This window comes from Anaerosphaera multitolerans (assembly GCF_004006535.1).
Lineage (GTDB): Bacteria > Bacillota > Clostridia > Tissierellales > Peptoniphilaceae > Anaerosphaera > Anaerosphaera multitolerans.
The window spans coordinates 211,277-237,521 of record NZ_RLIH01000002.1 but is presented as its reverse complement, the minus strand read 5'-3'; the positions used below and the strand labels follow the sequence as shown (position 1 = coordinate 237,521).

Here is a 26,245-nt window from a genome sequence, read left to right as displayed (position 1 = left end):
TAATCCACCGTTAACCTTCCGTTATTTTTTTCAACTTTTTAATAAAAATAAAAAAATAATACTTTTTATTTTTAAAAAGTATTATTTTATCTTTATAATTCACTTGTTTTATAATTTTTTTATATTTTCCGTTAATATTTCGAAAGCCAAATCACTATCTCTCATACTAAGTAATCCCATTGATGATAGTATGTACTCTTTATCTAAATAAAAATCCGGATTCTCAGGCAAAAGCTTTTTCTCATCTCCGTTTTTTACCTGCTTTAAGATACATTTTGCATCTTTACTGTTAATTATAACTCCTCCAGTTCCTATTACCATTGAAATTTTTCTCAAGTCCTTACCCTTTTGTAGGATAACCGTCCTTCCATTCATATAGGACTCCCTAATACTTCCACAATGTCTCCTTATTGAAAGTTCAACGCAATTTTTTGCCATTATTTCGTCAAATTCTCTCTCATCGCAGGACTCCAATAGAACTTCAGGATTATCATGTCTAAACTTACATCTATCATAGATTTTATCAATATTAGGATTAAATTTTTTAAAGCCCTCTTCTCCCACACTTTCATAAAGGCTTATGGCGGAATATCTCATTCCAAGATCACCCTCAACAGTTCTTTTCAAATAGGGTTCCTCTAGTCCGTCATAGAAAAAATTCTTATCTTTAATAGGCTCTGAAACTGAATGAATATCCGTTGTAGCTCCTCCAATGTCCACCACTACAATTTCGCCCAGTCCCTTATGATTTTCCGTCCCCTTTGAAAGTAACTCCGTAGCTTTTAAAACCGCCGTTGGAGTAGGCATCAAAATTTCACTTGTGATTTTTTCTACATCTTCCATTCCTTTGGCAACCATAATTTGTCTCATAAATATTTGTCTTATAATTTCACGAACAGGATCAGCATTTATTCTGTTAATATCAGGCATTACATTTTCCGTTATTTCATATTCAAGATTTGAATCCTTAAGTATTAAATCCACTTCTTCTGCAGCATAACTATTTCCGGCCACTACTATGGGGATATTTGAATTTAGCTGAGTCAACATTTTGGCATTGTGTATAATATAACTCTTATTACCGTCCTCCGCTCCTCCTGTTAAAAGAATAATGTCCGGAGATAAGTCATCTATTTCTTTAATATCTTCCAAGCTCAACCTATAGCTATAACTTTTTAACAATCTGGCTCCCGCTCCTAGGGCTGCTCTTTTAGAAGCCTCTACTGTAAAGTTGGGAGTAATACCTATTGATACCATTTTAAGACCCCCGCCTGCAGAAGAACAAGCTAAAGTATCTACAATGTTTACCTCATCCATATTTACTGAATCCTTAAGTTTCTCTAAAGCTAAATCATAACCCACTTTAATATTGGTCTTCACTGTGGTATTGGAACTAACTCTCTTAACCAGTTTTTTTCTATCAATATCCACAAGACTTAACTTAGTATAAGTACTCCCAAAATCTATTAATAAGTATGCATTCAAATTATCACCTCATTAAAATCATTTTGTATTAAAGATTTTAAAAATTCTATTTCAGATCTGTCTCTATATTCTTCTAAATATCTAAGCGCATTATAATAGTAATATTCCGAAGACTCCTTTAAGAAACCTTTAAAATCATCTAACTCTTTTTCCGCCCTTTCCTCTAATTCAAGAGCTATTATTGTTTGAACAAAATATACACTTCCTATATCCCTAGGATTATTTATGGTTTTTACCTCTGCAATTGCATCTTTTAAATATTCTAAAGCTATTTGATAATTTCCCTTTATAAAATTACAAAGAGCCAAAAATGCATCTAATATGGAATTTTTCCAATAGGAGTCAAATTGTTTAACTATGCTCTTAGCTAAATTTAAATATTTTTCCATATCCGCAAAATTACCCATTAAGTAACTTGTTTTTCCCGCATTTAAATAAAATAAAGCCTGACAAGTTACTTCAACTCCTTTACAAAGATTTATTGCTTTTCCATAATACTGCATTGCCTTTTCATAATTTCCTTCAGCATTTCTGATTTCACCTATATAGTTATAATCTGCAGCAATACTAATGGAATTATAATTAGATATAAATTCAAGAGCATTAAAAGTATCTACAGACTTTTCAAAAAGCAGCTCCGCCTGTTTGAAGTTCCCTTTCATCATATAATAAACTCCGTACAGTCTATACAATACTCCTATCTCTACATTATCTTTTAAGCTCCTAGCAACTTTTATAGCCTCTATAATATGTTTAAGCATTATTTCAGGTTCATTAATTTGAATGGCGTAAATAGCCATTTGCTTATGTCCCGATAATTCCATTCTCTCATCTTTTAATTCATTACCCATCTGAATAACTCTATTCATCACCTTAACACCTGAAGAATAGTTTCCACATCTTATTAGATACCTTCCTTTACAGTATAAAAATAGAAGTTCAATGGAATTTATTTCATTTATATTTGAAGAATTCTTACTGGAATTTTTTATTTTCAATATATTACATTCTATTTCATCAAGCCATTGCATTGCTCTGTCATTATTTATAAAGTTTTTTACCTGTCTATTTAAATCGTAATCATCTAAATTCGGAAAAACTTCATGGTTGAAATTTAAATAATAATTTAAAATATAAACTTCATATTTAACAGTCTTAACTTCTTCATTTGCACGATTATAATGGTATTTAAGTTTTATAAATTTAGTTATATCCTTATTATCTTCAGATAATTCTCCTTCCAAAGCCTCTGCAATTTCCCTATGGATTATTTGTTTTGAAAGATCATTTAATTCTCCATATACAAAGTCCTTATAGACAGAATGTACAAAAGTTATAATTACACTTTTCCCGCTTTTGTTTTCCTCTAATATATTTTTCTTTACAAGATTATTTAAATTATCTACAATTTCAAAAGCCTTTATGTCGACTATTTTTAACAGCAATTCAATATCTATGCTTCCATAAAATGCGGAAATCACCTCTAAGATTTTCATTTCAGTATCACTTAAATTTGAAAAGGTTTCTTGTAAAATATCACTTACCTTAGAAGTTATTAAGTCCTCTTTTTTATTATTCTTAAAGATATCTATATATACTTTTAAGAAAAGAGCATTCCCCTTTGACCTTTCATAAATATAATCTATATCAGCTTCACTTATGTCATTTATTTCCTTTCTTAGAATTACTCCTACAGTTGTCTTATCAAATCTATTTAATTTTATTTCCAAAAGTTTATTTAAATCAATTAAAGTAGTTAAATGTCTGTCTATATTTTTAGAAACTTCATTAGTCTTCGTAAGGAAAAATCTTACATCTTCATTTACATGTAAAATTAAATTGACTAGTATCTTCATACTTAAGGTATCCGCCCACTGAATATCTTCAATTACTATTAAGACTTTTCCCTTTTTACTCAATGATTTTAAAGCTGAAATAATTGAATTATATATTAAATCAGAATCGTAATTTTCCTTATTTTCTAAAATTTTTCTAACACCTTGAGTTTTATTACTTCCATCAAAAAACAACTTTTTTATGACATCATCCCAAAGTATTGGCTTTTCACTATCTTCTTTTGAAAGTTCTTTATTTATTAAATCTATTATTTTAATCCAAGGAGAATAGGAAAACTCTTTTTCTACACTATAACAACTAACTTCAAAAACTTTAAACTTTCCCTTGTTTTGCTTTAAAATATTCTTTTTTAAAAGAGTCTTTCCCATTCCTACTTCTCCACTGACCAATATTGACTTAGAAGTCTCTCCACTATAGAATTTATCCAAGTTCTTTTGAATTAAATCCATCTCAAATTCTCTATTGTAGAATAAGGTGTTATCCTCTTTTAAATTTTTAACTTTCTTATTTCCCACACTTTCAACAGCTTCTTTATAAATTGCCGTCATCTCTTCAGTGGGATCAATTCCAAGCTCATCTCTTAAAATTCTTTGAATATTGTAATATTCATTTATTATCTTATCGTTTCGACCTTTTAACTTATATAATTTCAACAGGTATAAATAGGCAAAATCATTAAAATTATCAATTCTCAGTAGAGTATTTATGTCCTTTTCCAGCTGTGTAAGTTCTCTTTCTTGGTAATCTACTTTAATTCTTTCTTGAAGTGTTATAATACATCTTTCTTTATAATAATTTCTCATTTCTATTAGCCAATATTCAAATTCAATTGTATCTTTAATATAGAAACCCTTTAAAAATTCTCCCTTATATAAGTCAAGATTTTTAAAAGGATCTTTATCAAAAATATCAGCATCTATTATGAAATTAATATCTTCATTTAACATTAAAGTACTTTTATTAGGAGAAATTATAATATCCTCTTTAAAAGATTTTCTAATTTTATGGATCGCATTTCTTAAACTTAACTTAGCATTTTCTTCATTTGAAGATGGCCAAAATATTCCAGCCAACTCATCTCTACTTACAATTTTCTTCATTAAAATGTAATAAAATACTCCTCCCACTTTTCCCCCTGGGATTAATACTTCATTATCATCTTCTTTTATGACAACAGAGTTAAATAGATTACAATTTATATCTACCATTTTTACCTCCTAAGACTTTCATCTGTTGCTCCTCATAATCTTAGTAACTACCCCAAAGGCATCCTTTCCCTGTAAAATCATAGCTAAATCCTGTGTTAATGATATAGGTTTCACAACTGAATCTATAAAATAACACTTTCCGCTAGTCTCTCTTCCCACTTCAATAGATTTGTTTAAACCCTTAGGATAATCCTCAATTTCAGCACTTAGTAAACCTATTAGTGCCACCGTTAAATCATCATATACAAGTCCTCTATTACCACTTAATTCATAATAATCAAAAAAGTAATCGTGTATTTTTTCAATCATATGTAAATAACTTAAAGATAACCAATTTACAATAAAGTCTCCGTAATTCTCCAGTCCCTTATTCTTTAATTTTTCTTCATCAATATATACCGGAAGTATAAATCTTCCATCTTTATCTCTATTTTTTTCTTTTACGTACTTAAAAGCCACTAGATCTTCTTTTAATTTATTCTTTAGTTTGGAAACGCCACTTGGTTCATAATAAAAGAACTTTCCCAATCCCTCATCTTTCAATTCAACCTCATCTTTAAAGTTGACTTTTTCATAATCCATTTTTAATTTTCCGTTTAAATATTCATCAGTATTAATTAAACAGGTAATAACATCTCCCATTACATCTACTATATCTAAAACTCCGCTTAGTTTTATAACTTGCTTCTTATTCTCTTTAATAAATTCATCAAAACTAAGTTGATAGAAATTGCCCTCAATATATTTATCTACTATATAATTGCTTATATTGTTGACAAGTATGAAATTAAAAAGATATAAAAATTTTTCCTTTATTTCTTTTTCTTTCTCAACTCCATATTCCTTTTTTACAATATCAAAATAACTGTATTTATCCGTTTCTAAATTATTTACAACATCTTTATATTCATTTAAATTAAAAATAACTTCATTTTCCTCACCATTAAATAAAATTATTTTACTTTTTCTTCTATATACGTATAATTTCTTCAAAAAAATCACCCCACTTAAGATATAAGTTAATTATAGGATTTCTCCGTTAACTTTTCGTTAATTTTAGGGCGATTTTCAAGTTTATCGTTAAGTTTTTATTTAATTTTAACTTGTTCCGTTAACTGGTACGTATTAACTCCTCATAAATTTCACAAAGTTCATCAGGAATTTTAAAAATGTATAGTTTTCCTCCGTTAGTAGTAAATAAAAAAATAATACCCAGAGCTGTAAATTTTTTAAGATTTACATAGACATTCTCATCTGAGTAATCTACAATACCATTGTAAAACTCATTAAAGGACTTATGCTCTTCAGATGTAAAATTCATTAAATTACTTTTAAAATCTTCTTTGATTTTACTATTTAATCTCCTTATTTTTTCATTTCTAATAATAGAGACATCAATTTCATAACTTTCAGTTAACTTTTCCAAATAATCATCTTCAATTATCTCCAAAGTCTCTTCTAGAGTTTCTAACTTACTATGCTCTATACTTTCCACCTTAAATAGTTCTTTAATAAAATTATTCACTGTACTCTCCTATTTCTAATATATAGTATACTATATCAATGAATTTTTAAAAATGCTATCAAATTTATTTAGACTGCTTATTCAATAAAAATTTATCAAAATATTAAAAAAAGAGTTGAATAGAATCAATATAAAACCCTTTGATATCTTTAAATGAAATTTCATCTTAAAAATATTAACGTTACTGCAATATAGTAAATATTATAAAATCTATTTAATATCCTTCCATTATCAAATTCGCAAGTCACTTTTGGCTTATAAATTTACAAATAAAAAACCAACCCTAAGGTTGGTCTATAAGTAATTCTATTCCGCATCTACTTCTATTAATCCATAGTTGCCATCTCTTCTTTTATATAGAACTTCCACTTCGTCATTTTCCGCATTTAGAAATATGAAAAAGTTGTGATTTAATAACTCCATTTGCAATGCCGCCTCTTCTTCATTCATCGGGCGTAAATTAAATTTTTTTCTCCTAATTATTTTACCTGTTTCAACTTCCGGCTCTTCAGACACTACATTCTCAAATCTAATAGTTCTGGAATTATCTTGATATCTCTTTTTAAGTCTGGTCTTATATTTTCTAACTTGCCTCTCTAAAGAATCTAACGCCTTGTCAATTGATGCATACATATCCTGAGTCGTTTCTTCAGCTCTTAAGATTGTACCAGGGAGAAAAATTGTTACCTCTACAGTCATGTTGTTTTTTTGTGTGGAGAAAACCACTCTACCCTCTATCTCCTCATTGAAGTAATTATCAAGCTTTGAAAATTTCTTTTCCGCCTGTGCTTTTAAGCTTTCAGTAAGATCCATGTTTTTTCCAACTAATTTAAGTAACATATTTATACACTCCTCTCAAGTTTCTTATATATCATTTACCCTATTATTGCGATTATATTCACCATTAAAATCTGTGGATAATGTGGATAAGTCTGTGTAAAACTGTTGGTGCCTAATTGTCTGCTGTTGATTCTCTGTGGATGCTTTTTTTTATACACTCTGATATAATAATTCTAATCGGTGATAATTATGAGCAAAAAAATAAATTTTAAAATTAAAATAGGTATGAGAGTGATTAAGACTGCTATTGCAGTAACTCTATGTCTTTATATTTCCTTAATATTTAATCTGGACTCTCCAATATTTATGTGTATTCCGGCTATCACTTCTATGAAATCATCTTTATCAGAAAGTTATAACGATGTGAAAAAAAGAATGTTTTCAGCCATCTTTGGAGTTATTTTAGGTGTTGCTTTTTCCTACATACCTGCCGGGGATTATATTAGACCTCTTCTTGGCGGTTTGGGTATAATTATTATAATCTATATTTTACAGGTCTTTAATATGAAACAGATGGTGCTGTTATCATGTCTTGTATTTATAGCAGGTTTTACTTCAAAGACAGATAAATTTATATATGGATTTAACAGAATTTTGGGAACTTTTTTGGGAATAATAATAGGTATTGCAGTAAATTATCTAATCTCTTCACCAAACGTATATGTCGACTTTATTTCAGAGGCAAAAAACACTTTGGAGAATACAAGACAGTTTATAATGGAGCTAATCTCCAAAAGAGAGCACAACATAGACGACTTTGAAGATTCTTACAATAATACTATTAAACAATATGAACTTTTATTATCTGAAAAAAATACGCCTCTTCATGTTGATTTTGACATGGATAGAGCTAAACGAATTACAGATTTACTTCAAGACATACACCTGAGGTTTAATCTGTTAAATTCCTTTGATAAATCTCCCTACGTTTCTAAAGCCAATAAGCAGTTAATCAATGAAGTTTTTTCTTTAACTCTGGTTATTGACGGTGATTTAGAGGGAGAGTTAAATTCGGTATTTAATTACCATATGCATAGGATTTTAGAAAATATACTGATTTTAGAAAAGCTTGTTGGAGAAAATAATGAAACAGAATGATCTTTTAGTAACACAGCAAAAATATCTTTTTGCTTTAAATTTTTATAGACAAATAAATAACATTGTAAAGTTTATGGGAGATGACAGCGAACTTTACAACTTTTTAAAACTTACCATAGATATTAATGAAATTAAGGCTTACTCCCTGCTTGATGATCCCAATAGCAATGTGGATTTAACTTTAATTATAAGGTCTTTTTCCAATTTAGATTATGGATACCAGGAGGAAGTAGTCCAATCTACTGTTAACTCATTACTTGGCAGCTACTGTACTATAATTGAAGTTAATTCCTTAGATGAAAATTCCATTTGTGCCGTTGATAAATTTCTCAATAAAAAATTGAACCTTGAAAATTCTCAACTCTATGAAGCTGAAATTAATATAGGGGATATTCTTTTTGTGAGACTTATTGAAATCAACGGCCATACTTTTGTGCTAAGTATTATTGAAACTATAAACGAAGAAATTGAAACTTTATTTCTGGAAAAAGTGGATAAATTCTTTAAAAACAAGGGAATTATTGTAAAGCAAAATAAAAATATAAAAAATCTAATACCCTTATTAAAGAACAGTTTAATTGATATATTCTTTTTATTTTCAATTTCCTATAAGGAGTTTATTGAACTTGAAGATATTGAAGTTTTAAATAAAAATAGAGAAGCACTTTTAAGAAAAATGTTTCATGAAAAAGATAGAATGATCGTAGATAAATTCCTACAGTACGCAAGAGTTAAATACAATATTGATGCGGAAGAGTTTTTCTACTACATTTCCGCCCTATATAGGAGTCAATTTGAAGATACTGAGGCAAGTTATTCCACCTTCTCTGATTATGAATTTGGTAAAGTTTTGGAAAATGCAGCTAGAGATGGCTTTGTATATACAAAGGTGGAGCTTTACAGAACTATTTCTCACTTAAAATATTTTTACGAATATGCTTTAAGGTATGATGAAAAGTATAAAAAGGCGGCAGATGAACTTACTCAATGTTTAAATAGTTTCTTTTATTATAATGACATCATGGAAAATTCCCTTAATAACTTCTACTTTGATGAAGATATATCGGATAACATACCTGATGATATGTTAATTGAACTTTTAGATTACTATGATAATTTTTTGGAATTCTTCACTTTATACAATGTTAAAGTTTCTAAAAATTCAAAGGAGATAACTCCCTACTTTATAAATTTAATCGCAGATGAATTAAACTTAAAGCCCATTAAAGAAGTTAAGACCAAAAGACAGATCCACTATCCCCTTATAGATTTATTCTTTAATTTTTCTCTTGCTAAGAATATTATACAAATTAAGGAAGATTCAAATGCGGCTGATTTAACTGAAAGAATTAACCACTTTTTATCCTTTGAACCCTCAGAGCAATATGCCATATTTATTCACAGTATTTTTAATGAAAACTTCCTTTTAAGCTTTTTAAAACCAAGCACTGTGAAAAAATTAGGATATACTATTCAAAGCATCGCCCAGCTATTAAAGGAAAAAAACACGTTTATTATCTTAGATGAAATAAATTTTAACAAGGACAATCTTTATATTATAGAGTTAATTTCAAATTTAAATATAATTAACTTTGAAAACAATATTATTAAAAAGACCTTTCTAAGCGATACACTTATTGACTATTACATTAAAAGTTCAAAAAAGGCTAAGGTTATTGAACTTACAATTTAAAAATAAATCAAAATCAGATTTTAAACTGAACCCCTAAATCCTTGTCCGGATTTAGGGGTTTTAAATATCAAAATATAATTTAGGATAAATCTTTTTTAAATTCCAATATAACTTTAAAAATATCATTTTCCATTTTTAAGGACAAGCTTCCTCCAAGAATTTCCGCCAAATTTTTGGCAATGTAAAGTCCTAGTCCGGAACCTTCAGTGGTCCTTGATTTTTCAGATTTTACTAATTCATTAAAAAGCTCCTTTTCCGTAAATTCAATTTTTTGATCTGAAACGTTCTCTATGGAAAAAAATACATAGTCCTCACTGTACTTTGTATTTGCAACTATTTTAGTTCCGGACTTTGAATACTTATAGGCGTTGGAAATTAAATTTTGAATTATTCTAGAAAGTATATTTCCATCAGTGTAAAGAGGAATTTCCTCGCTCCCATAATTATAAACAAATTCTACATTTTTTCGTTTTAAAACCTCGTCATAGTCTCCGTATATTTGAGAGACCAATTCATTAAAATCTATAAAACTCTTTTCAACTTTAACGTCTCCCGAACCGGTCTTAGAGGCATAAATTAAATCTACTACTAAATTTTTTAAACGCTCTGAATTACGTCCAAGTACCTTAATATATTCTCTTGCCTCATCGTCCATAACATCTTTCTTTCCCAGTATGTCTGTATAATTTACTATAGAGGTCAAAGGAGTTTTTAAGTCATGAGAGATATTGGTAATCAACTCGGTTTTTAAATACTCCGATTCCATTTTTTTATCTACTGATTCACTTATCTGTTCCTTTATTGAATTTAAAAACTTTGCACTCTCTAAAGTTTTCTTTGAAGCCAGAGATGATACATCTCCCGTCTCCCCCCAATTATACAGTCCTTCAATTAAATCAGTTAAAATTAAATTCTGAACATACATATTTTCAATTCCTAAAACCGTTCTAATTACTACTAGAACCATAAAGCTGGCAAATCCTGAATAGTCAATTTGAACCAGCAGCATCGCCATAAATAAATTTAAAAATACGAAGGAAAGATAAATTTTATTTCCCTCAGTTTCAAGGGCCAACTTTAAAGTGAAAATTGAATTAATTAAATTTTTAGCAAAGATTTTAATAAGCACCACAGCTGAAAATATTATAACTCCGGCATAGTATCCCAACTTGCCATATATTAAAGAACCTGCTATTAAACAATTTAACAAAACCCACTCCAAGTCCACATCATCTCTAATGTACTTGTAAAGCCGTTTAAATTCAAATTTCACATCTTTAGTCGCTACCATTATTTATCCTCTATTTTATAACCCATTCCATAGACGCTCTTTATTAAGTCAGGCTTCCTTGGATTTATTTCTATCTTATCCCTTAAATGAGAAATATGAACGGAAATTACCTTCTTCACATCGTGGGCTTCTTCCTCCCACACCTCTTTATATATCTCATCGGAATTAAAAACCTTTGACTTGTTCTTCATTAGCAGTAACAATATTTTATATTCATAGGGAGTTAAGCTCACAGGTACGTTATCAACTAAGACTTCCTTGGAGCTGTCATTTAAAGTAACTCTTCCCACTGAATAGACGTCCTTATCTATTTCCGCACTTCCCAAAGTAGTAAACCTTCTAAGTACTGAGTTAACTCTAGCCACTAATTCTATGGCATTAAAAGGTTTTACTATATAGTCATCAGCCCCTACATTTAAGCCTATTATTTTATCTGTAATTTCTGATTTTGCAGATAATATTATAATTGGAATATTTTTCTCTTCTCTGATTTTTAATATTGTAGATATTCCATCTAAGCCCGGCATCATAAGATCCATTAACACCAAGTGAATCTGCTCTTTTTCCAGTATTTCAAGAGCCTCATATCCGTCATAGGCTTTAAATACCTCATATCCTTCAGCCTTTAAATATATTTCCAAGGCCAAGACTATATCCTTTTCATCATCGCATACGAGAATATTATAATTCACAACATCCCTCCTTTTTTATCATTTTATCACAATATGTTTATTTTATTAACATTTATGATATAATTTAAAATTATGAGGTGTTACAATGCTTAAATTTATTAATAAATTTATAGAAAAACATCAAAATAATAGTATATTTATTTTTTTTGATAAACTGATATATAGATTTTTTGAACACAGGATTTTTGAAATAAGTGGAAGTTTAGTTTATTTCACTATTCTTTCAATGTTTCCTTTCTTAATAGCTCTCTTAAACGCCATTAACTTTACAAATATTTTAAGTTCAGAGGCTCTTTTGGAATACTTGGAATACCTGCCGCAGTATGCAAAAGACATAATAATTTCCTTTTTAAATGAAATCAGCACTAAAAGTTCCGGAGGTCTATTTTCCATCTCGGTAATTGCCGGACTTTGGACTTCTTCAACTGTAATTAAACAAATTATGAAAAATATAAATTTGGCCTACGGTTCAAAGGATAAGCGAAATTACATTAAAGCAAAGGCCATAGCTGTTTTTTTTACATTGGCTTTAATAGTTATGATAATGCTACTCTTACTTACTCAAGTCTTTGGAGACTTAATTGTTACAAAGGCAGTGTCTTTTTTCGACTTAAATAACGAAGTAATATCTCTTTGGAACAGTTTAAGTTTATTTATTCCAATAATCTATATTATTATTATTTTATTTTTACTCTATAGATTTAGCTTGGACCCTAAACTGAGAAGTCATCTAAGGTTTAAAATTGCAATACCCGGTGCAATTATTGCCACATTTAGCGCCATACTTGTTACTAAGTTCTTCGGGTACTATGTAATTCACTTTAGCAACTATTCCATTACTTACGGTTCTTTAGGAAGTATAATAGTGCTTTTGATTTGGATATGGCTTATGAATATGATAATTCTCTTAGGAGCGGAAATAAACGCAGTGCTTTTCAGCATGTATGTAGATAAAAATACGGACCTTATTCAAAGAAAAGAATCCGTACTTAAAAATTTTATTATAGAAACTGACGAGTAGCTACTATTAATGCAGCTACTTTTTTTGCTCCTTTTTCCTTTAAAAGCTTGCCAAGTTCATCAACAGTTGAGCCCGTGGTAATAATATCATCTACGATTATTATCCTTTTATCTCTTAAATTCCCCGCACATCTAAAGGCTCCCTTTAAATTTTCTCCCCTCTCCAAAAAATCTAAACCCACCTGATCCTTTGTTTCCAAAACTTTTTCTAAAAGATCACAGTATGGTATTAAAGTATTTTCCGAAATATATTTTGCCATTAATTCACTTTGATTATATCCTCTTTTTTTAAGGGATTTTTTATGCATGGGAACTGAAGTCACTACTTTGTAATTTCTGTGAATGTCATTTTTAAATATTAAATCAATTAGCATCTCACCGAAAAATTTATAGAGATGGGTTTCATCTTTAAATTTAAATCTCCTTATTTTATCCTTTAAAAAATCATTGTACTCGCACCCTATAATTATTTCATCTACATAGTTTAAATTTTTATGAAAACTTATATCCATATTTAAATTGTCATAACACTCTTCACAGATTCCATACTTATAAATTTTTTTGGAATTACAAAATGCACAGGATTTTTCAAAGGGGAAAACATTATTTAACATTTTCTACCAACTTTTTTCGAAGATTTGAATATCGCTTTGATATTCTATTGTTCTTTATCATAACTTCCAAGTACTTGTACTCGCCCACTAATACTACAGCTAGTTTCGCTCTGGTAATTGCCGTATAGATTAAATTTCTCGTAAGTAAAATATAGGGTCCATAGTGAAGCGGAATTATTACAACGGGAAACTCAGACCCTTGAGATTTATGAATTGTAGACGCATAGGCCAAAGCCAAATCATCTATATCTGCGTATTCATACTTAACTTTTTTTATTTCATCGTATAAAACTGTAACAGTTTTATCATCTTCATCTATTTCACTAATATATCCAATATCGCCGTTAAAAACACCCTTGCCGTCTTCTGCGTAAAAGTCGGACTCAATACTGTACTCGAGGTTGTAGTTATTCTTAGTCTGCATTACCTTGTCGCCAACTCTTAAGACATCCTCTCCGGATACAATCTCTTTACCCCTAGCATTTAAAACTCTTTGAAGCGTCCTATTTAAATTATTAACTCCCACTATGCCCTTTCGCATAGGAGAAAGCACTTGAATTTCACCGCTACTGATACCATAGTAATTGGGAAGCCTGTCCTTTACTAATTCCGTAATAGTTTCCAAAGTCTTTCTCTCATCACTTTCATTAATTAAAAAGAACTCTCTGTTATTCGTAATCTTCGGAGGTAAACCTCTATTTATTAAATGGGCATTTTCAATTATCATAGACTTCTCCGACTGTCTAAAGACCTCATTTAAGTTTACCACCTGAATTTTTTCACTTTCTATTAAATCTGCCAGTACGTTACCCGCACCCACAGAGGGCAGCTGGTCCTTATCTCCCACTAAAATCAATCTTGTTCCTGCCTTAAGCGATCTTAAAAGCGTACTCATAAGCATTAAGTCAACCATACTTACTTCATCTACTATTAAAACGTCACAGTCTATAAAATTGTCCTCTTCGTAGCCATAATTTATACTTTCATCATTTGAAAATCCTATATCTAAAAGTTTGTGTATTGTTGAAGCCTCTCTGGAAGTAGCTTCTTTCATCCTCTTAGCTGCACGTCCTGTAGGGGCGGCTAGAAATACCTTTTTTTCCATAAGTTCAAATATTTCTATAATGGCCTTTAAAGTAGTAGTCTTACCTGTACCGGGACCTCCTGTAATTATAAGTATTCCGTTTTTTACAGCTTCTATTACAGCTTCAACTTGATTCCTGGCAAATTTAAAATTTTGCTTTGCTTCAATTTTACTTAAAGCCTCGCCAATATCAAAGGGAACTGCAAATTTATAATCCACTATTTCCCTTATCTTTCCTGCAATATAATTTTCCGCTCTAAGGTATGGAGCATAATAACAGTTAATTTGCTCCTCATCCCTCTCCAAAATAAATCTATCGTCTAATGCAAGCTGAGTTATTTCTTCTTTAAGTTCTCTTTCAGTGGAGTTTATAAGTTTCAAAGTCCTCTTTATAAGAACTTCCTCCGGCAAAAAACTGTGCCCCTCTCCTGCCGCCATGGAAAGACTATACTTTAACGCAGCTCTTCTTCGCTCTTTAGAGTTTTCATCAAAACCCATAGCCCTTGCTATGGAATCTGCTTTTTTAAATCCTATGCCCTTTATATCCTCAGCAAGCCTGTAGGGATTTTCCTTTATGACATCTATTGCCATTGCATCATATTGCTTATATATTTTAATGGCAAGATTAGTTCCCAAATCATAGCCATTTAAAAAAATCATAATTTCTCTTAACTCTTTATTTTCACTTAGAGCAGCTTTTATCTTTTCAAATTTCTGAGGACCAATACCTTCTATCTCCAATAATCTCTCAGGATTTTCCTCAATAATTTTCAAAGTATCTTCTTTAAAACTATCGACTATTTTCTCGGCTGTTTTTTCTCCTATATAGGGAATTATTCCACTGGAAAGATACTTTATTATCCCCTTTTCCGACTGGGGCAGTATTTCTATTACTTCTTTAAATTGAAACTGTTCCCCATACTTGTTGTGATGAATAAAATCTCCCTTTAACTCATATTCCATTGAAGTTTTAAGCTCAATACAATTTCCCACTACTGTTAAACTTTCATCTTCAGAGTTAAACAAGGCAACAGTATATCCATTGTCTTCATTTCTATATATTATTTTTTCCACTACACCATTAATTTCAATCATAGCCATCTCCTAAAATAATTGTATTATAAAGAAATGGATAATAAAAGGAGATTATAATACTTTATAAAAAATACTAAGCTTTTCACTTAGTATCTTCATTATAAATATTTCTTTAATTCTTCCACCTTATCCAGTTTTTCCCAAGGTAAATCCAAATCATTTCTGCCAAAGTGTCCGTAAACTGCAACTTGTTTGTAAATAGGTCTTAGTAAATCCAAGTTCTTTATTATTGCTGCCGGCCTTGCATCAAAAATTTCATTTACAATTTTTTCAATTTCATTGTCACAAAGTTTTCCTGTTCCAAAGGTCTCCACATAAATTGAAGTAGGTCTTGCAATTCCTATAGCATAGGCAAGTCCTATTTCACACTTATCAGCAATTCCTGCCGCAACTATGTTTTTGGCAATATATCTTGCATAGTAGGTAGCTGACCTATCTACCTTTGTAGGATCCTTGCCGGAAAAAGCTCCACCTCCATGTCTTGCATAGCCACCATAAGTATCAACTATTATCTTTCTTCCCGTAAGTCCCGCATCTGCAATAGGTCCTCCCATTACAAATCTTCCCGTCGGGTTTATATGATACTTTGTATTTTTATCTACCATATTTTCAGGTACCACTTTAAATACAACTTCTCTTAAAATATCTTCCCTTATAGTATCCAGTTCAACGTCGGGATTGTGCTGAGTTGATACCACTATATTTTCAATTCTAATGGGTTTTCCATCTTCATACTCCACTGTAACCTGAGTTTTCCCATCAGGTCTTAAATAATCCAATACGTTGTTCTTCCTCACTTCAGTGAGTTTTCTAGCCATTTTATGTGCAAGGGAAATCGGCAGAGGCATATACTCTTCAGTTTCGTTGCAGGCATAACCAAACATCATTCCCTGGTCTCCCGCTCCCACTGCATCAAATTCATCTACGCCCTCATCTTCTTTAAATCTGTCTACGCCCATAGCTATGTCCGGGCTTTGCTCATTAATTGCACTTAGTACGGAACAGGTCTCACTGTCAAAACCTATTTTAGCCCTATTATAACCTATTTCATCTAATGTCTTCCTAACTACTGAAGTAAAATCCACATAGGTTTTTGTAGTAATCTCACCTGTAATAAGTACAAGTCCGGTAGTTGCTATGGTTTCACAAGCAACTCTTGCATTTTTGTCTTTTTCTAGTATTGCATCTAAAACAGCATCTGAGATTTGATCACATACTTTATCAGGATGTCCCTCAGTTACCGATTCAGAAGTAAATAACCATTTTTTCATCTTAGCCTCCTAAATAAAAAAACCCTATCCAGAGGAAAAGGTAGTAAAGAACCTCATCTTCCAGATTACTCTGTGGGATTTGGCACCACATAAAAGGTTGCCGGGTTTCATCGTGCCCATTCACTCCACCACTCTTAATAAGGTTTATTCTTAAATTGTGTGTACAGTATATCACTAAAAAAAACCAAAGTAAACTAAATAATCCCGAAATAATTAAGCAGGGCAATCCCTACAGAATAAGTTACAATTGACATTGCAAAAGAAGCTGTTATTATCTTTGAAGTAAGAAGTGCATCCGAACCCATTTGCTTGCCCATAATAAAACAATTTACGGCACAAGGCGTGGCAAAAAATAAATAAGCCACAATTAATTGAGAGTTGCTAAATCCCATAAAATAACCGAGAGGTACAAGTACAGCTGCACCTAAAGCATTTTTTATAAGTGCACTGGAAAAAATAATTAAATTATCAGACTTGCTCTTTTTAAAATCCAAAGAACCTCCTATTAAAATGAGAGAAAGAGGTGTTGTGAGTCTTGCTATTAATGAAGCTCCCTCTTCTATTCCCTCATATATGGGAAGATTTATAAGTTTGGCAAACAGCCCCAGACAAACTGAAACTATCATGGGATTTTTTATAATTTTAAGTAAAAAACTTTTCGCGCTGAGTTTACCGCCACCATAGTAGGTAAGCAGCACTATGGAAAGCATATTGTAAAAGGTAAGACCGAAGATTATAACTACAAGAACTGAATCCATTGAATCGCCACTATAAATCATCTCAAGTATGGGAATACCTATGTAAATAAAATTAGACCTGTAGGCGCAATGTACAAAGGCGGAAAGTTTTCTATCCTCTTTTATAAATAATCTGCCTATTATCCAAGAAAGACTAAAAATTGCCAATGTTCCCAAAAGTAGGTAAAGAGTATATCTTATGTCCAGCTTTTCAATTTGAGAATTTTTAATATCAAAAAACAACTTCGCCGGAAGAGCTACATAAAACACAAGTGTAGTACTTCTCGCAACAAAATTGTCATCTATTAAATTCTTCAGTTTTAAAAAATATCCTGTCAATATAACTAAAAACACAGGAAAAATAATATCTAAACCAATGGTTAAATTCTGCATTGTATTCACCTATAAAAATTATATATTAATATGGTAAATAAGTAAATTGGTTTTTAAAAGCTTTTATTCAACCCTTCTGTCCCTTCAACTACATACCAATTAATCCAATTTTCAAGAGTATTATTAGAGATACATACTTTTGATTTTATTCCACCAAAATCACAGCTATAATACTAATTAATTTTATCTTAAATTCTAAACTATATTTTGACATTTAAAAAACCCCCAAATCCTTTTTGTGATTTAGAGGTTTAATTCATTTCCGCTCTACCTCTATTCTAAGCTTTTAATTTCACTTTCTGTCCGTTCATTTTTTGTCTTGCTTTAACTCTGTTTTCAGCCATTTCCTTCTGTCTTTCATAAGCGTGCATTATAAGTGCCACAGTTACTACTCCGTAGCTTAGGAAGGTTCTGAAATACTCTCCTATCATAGCATCTCCCGTTAAAGCCTTTCCAGCCTGAGGCATTACTATAAACATCAAGTGGAAAAGAGCTGTACCTAGTATGGCATTTGGAATAGATGCCTTTGATACACTTGCTCCACCTACTAAGAGTGATGCTGCCGCATAAAGCGCTGCTTGATCCTGACCTGCATAGGTGTTTAATGTACCAATGTTTTGAAGATAGATAATTTGACCATAACAAGCAAGTACTGTTGAAATAACTATTGATTGAATTCTAATCTTATCTGTTATAAGTCCCGCATTGGAAGAAACCTTTTGGTCCTGTCCTACAGCTCTCATATCGTGACCTATTTTTGTTTTCTTAAACCATACAATAAATACACAAAGTACAGCTATTACCAGTATTGTAAAGACAGGTATTTCAAAGGCCACCTTTTGACCCATAAGTCCAAAGTCAACTTTTATATTTAAAAGGTTGTCCAATCCCTTCGCCACATCTAATTTAATAGCATTCTTTATTCCATACCCTTGAGATAAAAGTATCTTCTTATTGGAAAATGGTATTATTGAACCGAAAAAATAAAGTAAGAAGAGCATATAAACCCCCATGATAAAATAGGATAACATCATAGAAGTAATCATCTCTCTACCACGAGCTTTATTCATAACTCTACCGGAAAAATTTCCAAGTAAGATTGCTATCGGCGTTCCCACTAATGCCGCTACTAAAATTCCGGGAATTCCTGTAATCCCCCAGTCCGTTACAAATACAAGTCCTATTTGACCAGCCATTGCTCCAAGAGGAATACCAAAGTTAATGCCCATTCCCGCAAGAATAGGAACAATTAAAGATAGTACAAGAAAGGTATTTCTCGCCATTCTTCTTGCAAGTTCACCTGTTAAATAAGAAAGCGGAGGTTTCGCTATGGCTATACCGACTCCACAAATTATTATAAATAGGATGGGAACCATATATTTACTTAATATTCGCTTTAAATCCTTATTCATTTAATCGTTCCTCCTTGTCAATGCATAAAGTATCATTCCGTTAGTTACTATAAGACGAAGTACTTCCGAAACGTCTATATTTAAAGCTCCGTTAATTACTATAGGAGTCATAGTAAGTATACCTTGAAATAGTATTGTCCCTACTATTACGTTTACTATTGAAGCTTTATTTAAACTTGCACCGCCTATTAATATCGCCGCTACCGATTGAAAGGTAAAGGCCAGTGGTGAAGTATATAACTGAATATAACCATAACTTTGCTGATAAACTATAATTCCAATAGCAGCAATAACTGTTGAAAATATTACGGATATTAATCTCATCTTATTTATATTAATACCTGCTGACTTAGCATATTCCGGATTTGAACCTACTGCTGTAATACTTGTTCCAAGCTTAGTTTTAAAGAAAGCCCACACTATAAAAGCCATTAACGCAAAAAATAAAATCATTCCCGTAGGTATCATTAAATTCTCATTTATTTTTATATTTAAAAACTCGGATAGTATACCCACAGTCTTACTGGTACCATCTTCAAAAACGGTTTTATTCATCCAATAATCTGAAACGGGAATTTGTTGACGAAGTCCGCTTCCCCCATAACTCATTACACTTACAGGGTTTTTATAGGGAAGTACCACCCACATAATACTCATTAAAGCTGCAAAGGAATAACCCACATAAGTGGCAATTAACATCTCATCACCTTTAATTTGGTTTAGTAAAATTCCGTAAAGTCCTCCAAATAAAATTGCAAATAAGCTTCCCAGTACTATGGCCATAAAAATACCCATAAAACCTGTAAATCCAAATTCAATACTTGTCACTCCGCCAAGTATTCCGGAAATTACTCCCACAGGTAAACCGAAGTTTAAACCGCATCCCGATTGAATCATAGGAACCATAGAAAGAACCAATACTGAAAACATTCCAAATCTTCCGATTACGTCATTTAAAGATTGATCTACCCTAATTCCCACAAAAGGAGATATAATAAAAAGTCCAATTAAAAACAAACCTATGATAATTCTTGGCCAACCGAACTTTTTAATGAAATTTTGTTTTTTATACATTAGTTATATCCTCCTTCTATAGATTCTCCACTCATTAGCAGTCCGAATTTTTCAGGCGAATCCTTTGGAGAAAGTATTCCCGCAATTTTACCTTCGCAGATTACTGCAATTCTATCACAAATAGATCTTAACTCCTCCAATTCTGAAGAAACCATAACAATAGTAGTATCGTCTTCTCTATTGGTCTTCTTTAGTGAATTTAAGACCAGTTCCTTAGCTCCAACGTCAATTCCTCTTGTAGGCTCCGATACAAATAAAAGTTCCGGATCCATGGCAAAGGCCTTAGCTAAACATACTTTCTGTTGATTTCCACCTGAAAGGTTTTGAGCTTTTTGATCTGAACCTGTAGTTTTTATAGCTAAACTTTCAATATACTCATCGGCTACTTCGCGCATTTTCCCTTCATCTCTAAAATTTATGCCCAATATTTTCTTTAAATACTTATTCTGTACCTGCATAGCATTAAAGGCTATATTCCAATAGATAGGCTCTTCTAACAATAAACCTACCCCTCGTCTGTCCTCAGATACAAAGGCTATTCCCTTTTCTAAAATCTTTAAAGTATCTCCAAGTTTTAAATCTTCACCTTTAAAAGTAACTTTACCACCCACAGGATAAGTTCCTAAAATTCCATTTGGAATTCCCAGCTTCCCTTGACCTGCAAGACCAGCTATACCGAAGATTTCACCTTTGGCAACTTTAAAGCTCACATCAACCACTTGCTCTCCGGGCATATCAACCCAAAGATTTTCTACATCAATAATAATATCATTGCTATCAATGACTTTCTCTTCGTGAACTTCCTTTTTTCTCTCTTCATTGTCACGTCCAACCATCAATCTTGCCACTTCATCTAAGTCCATTTCCTTTGACGGCTTATTTTCAACAACTACTCCATCTCTTAGTACAATTATATCATCACATACATTTAAAATTTCTCTTAGTCTATGAGAAATAAAAATAATGGAAATTCCCATGGAAGCCAATTTTCTTAGCGCACTGATTAAAATATCAGCTTCAGTTTCCGTAAGCACGGCAGTGGGTTCATCCATAATAATTAGCTTTACATCTTTTCTTGTTATCTCTCTAGCAATTTCAATAAATTGCTTATGACCAACAGGCATTTCACTTACATATTCATTGGAATCTATATCCACTCCCAAAGTATCAAGAGAGTTTCCTGAAATTGTAATATTTGCCTTTTCATCAATTATTTCATATTTTTTCCCCAAGACTTGAGAGATTACATTCTTCTTTGTTTCTTCCATATTAAGTGTAATATTTTCAGCAACTGTAAAACCCGGAATTAAATTAAACTCCTGATGAACCATACCCACTCCGGCATTTAAAGCATCAATGGGGTTTTTGAAATTGATTTTTTCCCCATCTAAAATAATTTCACCGTCATATCCGCCGGTTTCATCTATTACGCTCATTCCAAAGATTATATTCATTAATGTAGATTTTCCGGCTCCGTTTTCTCCAACCAGTCCTAAAATCTTTCCCTTGCCCAATTTAAAATTCACGTCTTTTAAAACCGTATTTCCATCAAAGCTTTTTCCTACATTTTTAGCTTCTAATAAAATATCTTGCAAATAATCTCACCTCTTTAATTAAAAAGAAACCAATGGCCAGATTTGACCACTGGTTTTTTTAAATATCTGTATCTATTCGCCTTCAGCTTCTAGAAGTGCGTCAAGATCTACGTTTAAGTTCATATATTTTTCAGGAACTTCAACTTTATCCATTCCCAAGTATCCTTTACCATATACATATGTGTCTTGAGAAACTAAGAAATAATTAGGTTTTTCCTCACCGGTTCCTCTGTCTACATAGTTAGTTGCCATCCAATTTGCACCTTCAGTATTCTTTGCAATACTTTCTACTACAAGGTCTCTGTCAGCTAAATCTGTTCCATTTTCTATAGCATCTATAGCTAAATCAACAGCACCTAAAGTAATTGAATAACCTAGTGAATAAGCCCAAGAACCCATTCTTTCATTTCCGCCGGCTTCTATAACAGCTTCTTCAACCTTTGCATTTATTGCAGGCCAATCTCCCGCTTCTTCCTTAAGATCTATAGAGAAAGCTCCCGGATATCCCATTATTGGTGAAGGTAAATCTTGCTCTACAAATATTGCCCCGCCTGCTGCCACTTCTCTTAAAAGAGGTTCAGTATGCGCATCATTTGTACAGAAGAATGCAGTATCCTTACCATATTTTGAAATCCAGTTCGGTACGTTTTCAGCTATAAACTGTTGTGCTCCTGGTATACCAACGTCACTTGTTGGATCCGGTGCAGTTTCAGCTATAAATTCAACTCCAAGTTCCTTACAAGCTTCTTCCATTATTGCACGTCTAAGTGCTAGAAGTTCAATACTCATATGTCTTGGGAAAGAAATATGAACAAATTTAGTTGCTCCCATTTCCTTAGCCGCAGCTATAATTCTATATCCTCTTGATACGTTATCAGCATCAATTGCTATATCAGCTACATCTCCAACCATTGCAGGATCTTCCTGAGGAATAAGAGCTATTAACTTAATATCCGGATAGTTAGCTCTTATTTGTTCAAAAGCTGCAGTCGTTCCAGGTACAGATTGGTTAACTATAATAGCCTTCATTAACGGATCTTCCGCCATAGCAGTTATTTTGGAAATTGTAGTTTCCTGCTCAGCCATAAAGTTATCTGGATAAGTGTCATGAGCAATCATTCCACCCTCAGCAGCATCACCATAAATTTCTTGTAATTTTTCTGCCGCTCTTAATTCATCTTCACTTTGAGATACAGTTCCTGTAACTATACCTATGTGATATTCTGCCTCTCCCTCTGTTTTAGCAGCTTCATTTCCACTATTTGCAGGCTCGTCTGTTTTACCACATGCCGCAAGGGTAAACATCATTGCTAAAATAAGTGTTAACGAAAGTATTCTTTTAAGTTTTTTCATAGTACACCTCACTAAATATTATTGCTACTACTTTAAATTGATATTGAAGAAATAATATCACAATTACTTATAAGTGTCAAAGGAATTGCTAAGAAATTGTAACTTAATCTTAATAATTTATTTTTTAAATAGAAACTATAGTTTTTATCTATAGTGCTTTAAGGTTGCCATTTAGCTGTTTCTAATTTTTAGCATTAAAAAACTGGCACTTAAAGTACCAGTTTTTTAAAATTTATAAAATTAATACCATCCTCTTAATTTCATAGCTTCATCAATTGATTTTATTGCATACATGTAAACTGCTTCTCTTGGAGTTACGTTAAATTCATCTGCTACGCCAAATACTCCTTCAATAGCCTTCATCATATCTGCTTCTTGTTTTTCTTCAACTTCTTCTACTGACCAGTAGTATCCATATTGATTTTGTACCCATTCGTAGTAAGATACTACTACACCGCCTGAGTTAGTTAAAATATCAGGAGTTAAGTTAATTCCTCTTTCTTCTAGAACAGCATCTCCTTCTGGAGTTACAGGACCGTTAGCTGCTTCACATACAAGTTTAACATTTAACTTCTTAGCAACTTCTCCTGTTACAGCATTTTCAAGAGCAGCTGGAATTAAAATATCATATTCATTTGTCCAGAACTCATCTGCAGTTATTTTAGTAGCTCCCGGGAATCCAAGAATAGTTTTGTTTTCTTCCTTATAAGCAAGTAGTTCAGCAAAATCTATTCCCTTTTCATTGTAAAGCGCATAATTACCTTCGTTTTTATCCCATTCAGCTATTGCACATACTTTTCCGCCTTGTCTTTCAATGTTTTTAACTGTGAAAGAACCAACATTTCCGAAACCTTGTACAGCAATTTTAGCAGTCTTAATATCTATTCCAAATCTCTTAGCAGCTTCTCTTGTAACTACAGCCACACCAAATCCTGTAGCTTCGTTTCTACCTTCTGAACCACCAAAAGCAACTGGTTTACCAGTGAAAGTACCCATATTCATATTGTCACCAGTAAGTGCAGCATATTCATCCATGAACCAGCTCATCACTTGTCCGTTAGTTCCAACGTCCGGTGCAGGAATATCTATTCTTTCGCCAAGATATTTATGAATTGCTCTTACATAGCCTCTTGCAAGTTGTTCTAATTCTCTATCTGAAAGTTCTGAAGGATCAACACTGATTCCACCCTTGCCGCCACCATATGGAAGACCAAGTGCTCCGCCTTTAAAGGTCATCCAAAGTGAAAGAGCTTTTACTTCATCCATATTTACATCTGGATGGAAACGAACTCCACCTTTTCCAGGTCCAACAGCGTCAGAGTGAACACTTCTCCAACCTTTGAAAGTTTTTACTGTTCCATCATCCATTTTAACAGGAATTGTAACTTCAATAACTCTCTTTGGCTCTTTTAAAAGTTCGTATACCGCTGGGTCAGCGCCTAATTTTTCACATGCTATTCTAACTTTTTCTTGTGCAGCTACTAATGGGTTTAAAGTATCTGTCATAATAAACACTCCTTTTTTAACTTTTTAAAGGTAAATTCACACTTACCTATGTAACTATTTTCCTATCACATCATCATTCCACATCTAGGAAATAACAACGCTTAATACAAGCTAATTATAACAAAGGAATATAATTAATTCAACCGTTTTCCACTTTAAAAAATCGGTTCCAAATTTAAAACAAATTATTTAAATCTAAGATTCCTCTATTTGAAATTACACATGTACTTACTTAATTTTTGTAATTTTTTTAATATTTATAAATATTTAGTTTCCCCTTGAAATTTAAAGCTTCTAGCTATTTTATCTTTCCCATGAACTTTAAAATTTTTAAAAGACAGCTTAAAATTAAACTGTCCTTTAAAACAGCACTTTTACTAATACAATCTAAATCTTTCTCATTATTGTTACTTTAGTTTTTTACTTTCTCGCTCTTCGTACCCATAATCTGATAGGTACCAGCCAGTACAAAGCCACCCACTATATTTCCCAAGGTAACAGGAATTAGGTTTTTAATCATCATTGCAAAAGTAAAGTCAGGAGTTAACATCTTTGCCAAAGTAAAACAAGTCATATTAGCAACACTGTGTTCAAATCCCAAAGCTACAAAGGGCAAAATACACCAGAAAATCATAATTAATTTTGCAGCTTCATTTTCCAATTTATTGTATACCAACACTCCAAGGCACACTAAAATATTACAAAGTATCCCCTTGAAAAACAAAGCCGATGCACCGTAACTTGCCTTGGATATGGCTAAATTTATTATTGCATCAGTCATTCCGTCAGTAGGTATATCAGTGGCATAGTAGACTAAACTTAAAAGGATTGCACCTAAAAAATTTCCAAAATATGAAAAAGTACAGATTTTCACTGCATCACCTGTAGTTACTTTCTTATTCATGGCACCTGTGGAAAGTACAAGTACATTTCCTGTAAATAAATCTCCACCTGCAGCTAGGACTAAAGATAAAGCCAAACTAAATAAAAAGCCATTTACAAGTTTAACTATTGGAAAACTAACATCTGCAAAAATAGCAATGGAAAGACACATGGTCAAAAGCCCCACTCCAACGTGAAAACCCGCCAACATAGAAGAAACTAAGTACTTAAATTTTGAATCTTCATACAGGGTTCTCTTAGCAACTGATAAATTTGCCAATTTTGATACTATTCCCGAATACATTTTTTCCTCCTCATATGTATCATTTTTTAGCATTATATAACGTAAAAGTCTAATATATATCTAAAACTTTTAAAATTTAAAAAATATTCTAATCTTTCCCAATATTTTCATATTTTTTTTCAAAAGTTTAATAATCCGAATTTCATATGTAAAATAAATTAACTTTACTTTTTAGCTCCTTACATAATAAAAAGTAGAAGCTGTTTAAACTTCTAC

Annotated in this window: 20 protein-coding genes and 1 riboswitch; of the genes, 3 read left to right on the top strand and 17 right to left on the bottom strand. The window is 31.8% G+C overall.

Annotated features, from left to right (window positions below):
* Positions 1 to 108 precede the first annotated feature (108 nt).
* From glmL to hpf, 5 genes are all read right to left on the bottom strand, one after another.
* Positions 109 to 1,485 carry a methylaspartate mutase accessory protein GlmL gene (gene glmL / locus EF514_RS02435; protein WP_127723465.1) on the bottom strand — a complete coding sequence of 459 codons (1,377 nt, stop codon included), beginning with the start codon at positions 1,483 to 1,485 and terminating at the stop codon, positions 109 to 111.
* Positions 1,482 to 4,550: an ATP-binding protein gene (locus tag EF514_RS02430; RefSeq protein WP_127723463.1), complete on the bottom strand. Its 3,069-nt coding sequence runs from the start codon at positions 4,548 to 4,550 to the stop codon at positions 1,482 to 1,484. The genes glmL and EF514_RS02430 overlap by 4 nt, the downstream gene beginning before the upstream one ends.
* 18 nt (positions 4,551 to 4,568) lie before the next feature.
* Positions 4,569 to 5,543, bottom strand: a complete 975-nt coding sequence (locus EF514_RS02425; RefSeq protein WP_127723461.1) for a hypothetical protein — start codon at positions 5,541 to 5,543, stop codon at positions 4,569 to 4,571.
* Between the two features lie 118 nt (positions 5,544 to 5,661).
* The gene (locus tag EF514_RS02420; RefSeq protein WP_127723459.1) at positions 5,662 to 6,075 is read right to left on the bottom strand and encodes a hypothetical protein; all 414 of its coding nucleotides are present in this window, start codon (positions 6,073 to 6,075) and stop codon (positions 5,662 to 5,664) included.
* Between the two features lie 306 nt (positions 6,076 to 6,381).
* On the bottom strand, positions 6,382 to 6,915 hold the full coding sequence (hpf, locus tag EF514_RS02415; protein ID WP_127723457.1) for a ribosome hibernation-promoting factor, HPF/YfiA family: 534 nt from the start codon (positions 6,913 to 6,915) through the stop codon (positions 6,382 to 6,384).
* Positions 6,916 to 7,104: 189 nt separating this feature from the next.
* Between hpf and EF514_RS02410 the strand changes: the two genes are divergently transcribed.
* Positions 7,105 to 8,013, top strand: a complete 909-nt coding sequence (locus EF514_RS02410) for an FUSC family protein (RefSeq protein WP_127723455.1) — start codon at positions 7,105 to 7,107, stop codon at positions 8,011 to 8,013.
* Positions 8,000 to 9,706 (top strand): hypothetical protein, encoded by a 1,707-nt coding sequence (locus EF514_RS02405; protein WP_127723453.1) that lies wholly within the window; start codon positions 8,000 to 8,002, stop codon positions 9,704 to 9,706. The genes EF514_RS02410 and EF514_RS02405 overlap by 14 nt, the downstream gene beginning before the upstream one ends.
* A 79-nt stretch (positions 9,707 to 9,785) precedes the next feature.
* Here the strand turns inward: EF514_RS02405 and EF514_RS02400 are convergent, their stop codons facing one another.
* The gene (locus EF514_RS02400) at positions 9,786 to 10,997 is read right to left on the bottom strand and encodes a sensor histidine kinase (protein ID WP_127723451.1); all 1,212 of its coding nucleotides are present in this window, start codon (positions 10,995 to 10,997) and stop codon (positions 9,786 to 9,788) included.
* Complete coding sequence (locus tag EF514_RS02395) at positions 10,997 to 11,689, bottom strand: response regulator transcription factor (protein WP_127723449.1); 693 nt, start codon at positions 11,687 to 11,689, stop codon at positions 10,997 to 10,999. The genes EF514_RS02400 and EF514_RS02395 overlap by 1 nt, the downstream gene beginning before the upstream one ends.
* Before the next feature lie 85 nt (positions 11,690 to 11,774).
* On the opposite strand from EF514_RS02395, the gene EF514_RS02390 reads away from it, so the two are divergent.
* Positions 11,775 to 12,710, top strand: a complete 936-nt coding sequence (locus EF514_RS02390) for a YihY/virulence factor BrkB family protein (protein ID WP_127723447.1) — start codon at positions 11,775 to 11,777, stop codon at positions 12,708 to 12,710.
* Here EF514_RS02390 and EF514_RS02385 read toward each other — a convergent pair.
* From EF514_RS02385 to EF514_RS02340, 10 genes are all read right to left on the bottom strand, one after another.
* On the bottom strand, positions 12,691 to 13,323 hold the full coding sequence (locus EF514_RS02385) for a ComF family protein (RefSeq protein ID WP_127723445.1): 633 nt from the start codon (positions 13,321 to 13,323) through the stop codon (positions 12,691 to 12,693). The two genes, EF514_RS02390 and EF514_RS02385, sit on opposite strands and share 20 nt — an antisense overlap.
* Positions 13,313 to 15,502: an SF1B family DNA helicase RecD2 gene (recD2, locus tag EF514_RS02380; RefSeq protein ID WP_127723443.1), complete on the bottom strand. Its 2,190-nt coding sequence runs from the start codon at positions 15,500 to 15,502 to the stop codon at positions 13,313 to 13,315. The genes EF514_RS02385 and recD2 overlap by 11 nt, the downstream gene beginning before the upstream one ends.
* Before the next feature lie 98 nt (positions 15,503 to 15,600).
* On the bottom strand, positions 15,601 to 16,773 hold the full coding sequence (gene metK / locus EF514_RS02375) for a methionine adenosyltransferase (protein ID WP_127723441.1): 1,173 nt from the start codon (positions 16,771 to 16,773) through the stop codon (positions 15,601 to 15,603).
* Between the two features lie 50 nt (positions 16,774 to 16,823).
* Positions 16,824 to 16,917, bottom strand: a riboswitch (SAM riboswitch).
* Positions 16,918 to 16,967: 50 nt separating this feature from the next.
* Positions 16,968 to 17,903, bottom strand: coding sequence for an AEC family transporter (locus EF514_RS02370; protein WP_127723439.1), 936 nt, complete (start codon positions 17,901 to 17,903; stop codon positions 16,968 to 16,970).
* 278 nt (positions 17,904 to 18,181) lie between these two features.
* Positions 18,182 to 19,315, bottom strand: coding sequence for an ABC transporter permease subunit (locus EF514_RS02365; RefSeq protein WP_127723437.1), 1,134 nt, complete (start codon positions 19,313 to 19,315; stop codon positions 18,182 to 18,184).
* Positions 19,316 to 20,389, bottom strand: a complete 1,074-nt coding sequence (locus EF514_RS02360) for an ABC transporter permease subunit (protein ID WP_127723435.1) — start codon at positions 20,387 to 20,389, stop codon at positions 19,316 to 19,318.
* On the bottom strand, positions 20,389 to 21,984 hold the full coding sequence (locus EF514_RS02355) for a sugar ABC transporter ATP-binding protein (RefSeq protein WP_127723433.1): 1,596 nt from the start codon (positions 21,982 to 21,984) through the stop codon (positions 20,389 to 20,391). The genes EF514_RS02360 and EF514_RS02355 overlap by 1 nt, the downstream gene beginning before the upstream one ends.
* 72 nt (positions 21,985 to 22,056) lie before the next feature.
* Entirely contained in the window at positions 22,057 to 23,337 is a 1,281-nt protein-coding gene (locus tag EF514_RS02350) for a DUF3798 domain-containing protein (protein WP_127723431.1), read from the bottom strand.
* A gap of 240 nt (positions 23,338 to 23,577) precedes the next feature.
* The gene (locus tag EF514_RS02345; protein ID WP_127723428.1) at positions 23,578 to 24,843 is read right to left on the bottom strand and encodes a Glu/Leu/Phe/Val family dehydrogenase; all 1,266 of its coding nucleotides are present in this window, start codon (positions 24,841 to 24,843) and stop codon (positions 23,578 to 23,580) included.
* A 412-nt stretch (positions 24,844 to 25,255) separates the two neighbouring features.
* Positions 25,256 to 26,029, bottom strand: a complete 774-nt coding sequence (locus tag EF514_RS02340; protein WP_127723426.1) for a formate/nitrite transporter family protein — start codon at positions 26,027 to 26,029, stop codon at positions 25,256 to 25,258.
* Between the last annotated feature and the right edge of the window lie 216 nt (positions 26,030 to 26,245).

Excerpts from the sequence above, each read along its gene's own strand:
- EF514_RS02405 (WP_127723453.1), top strand. The coding sequence starts at position 8,000 with ATGAAACAGAATGATCTTTTAGTAACACAGCAAAAATATCTTTTTGCT.
- EF514_RS02400 (WP_127723451.1), bottom strand. The coding sequence starts at position 10,997 with ATGGTAGCGACTAAAGATGTGAAATTTGAATTTAAACGGCTTTACAAG.
- hpf (WP_127723457.1), bottom strand. The coding sequence starts at position 6,915 with ATGTTACTTAAATTAGTTGGAAAAAACATGGATCTTACTGAAAGCTTA.
- EF514_RS02350 (WP_127723431.1), bottom strand. The coding sequence starts at position 23,337 with ATGAAAAAACTTAAAAGAATACTTTCGTTAACACTTATTTTAGCAATG.
- EF514_RS02430 (WP_127723463.1), bottom strand. The coding sequence starts at position 4,550 with ATGGTAGATATAAATTGTAATCTATTTAACTCTGTTGTCATAAAAGAA.
- EF514_RS02370 (WP_127723439.1), bottom strand. The coding sequence starts at position 17,903 with ATGCAGAATTTAACCATTGGTTTAGATATTATTTTTCCTGTGTTTTTA.
- EF514_RS02385 (WP_127723445.1), bottom strand. The coding sequence starts at position 13,323 with ATGTTAAATAATGTTTTCCCCTTTGAAAAATCCTGTGCATTTTGTAAT.
- EF514_RS02365 (WP_127723437.1), bottom strand. The coding sequence starts at position 19,315 with ATGAATAAGGATTTAAAGCGAATATTAAGTAAATATATGGTTCCCATC.
- EF514_RS02360 (WP_127723435.1), bottom strand. The coding sequence starts at position 20,389 with ATGTATAAAAAACAAAATTTCATTAAAAAGTTCGGTTGGCCAAGAATT.
- EF514_RS02390 (WP_127723447.1), top strand. The coding sequence starts at position 11,775 with ATGCTTAAATTTATTAATAAATTTATAGAAAAACATCAAAATAATAGT.
- EF514_RS02345 (WP_127723428.1), bottom strand. The coding sequence starts at position 24,843 with ATGACAGATACTTTAAACCCATTAGTAGCTGCACAAGAAAAAGTTAGA.
- recD2 (WP_127723443.1), bottom strand. The coding sequence starts at position 15,502 with ATGATTGAAATTAATGGTGTAGTGGAAAAAATAATATATAGAAATGAA.
- EF514_RS02340 (WP_127723426.1), bottom strand. The coding sequence starts at position 26,029 with ATGTATTCGGGAATAGTATCAAAATTGGCAAATTTATCAGTTGCTAAG.
- metK (WP_127723441.1), bottom strand. The coding sequence starts at position 16,773 with ATGAAAAAATGGTTATTTACTTCTGAATCGGTAACTGAGGGACATCCT.
- EF514_RS02410 (WP_127723455.1), top strand. The coding sequence starts at position 7,105 with ATGAGCAAAAAAATAAATTTTAAAATTAAAATAGGTATGAGAGTGATT.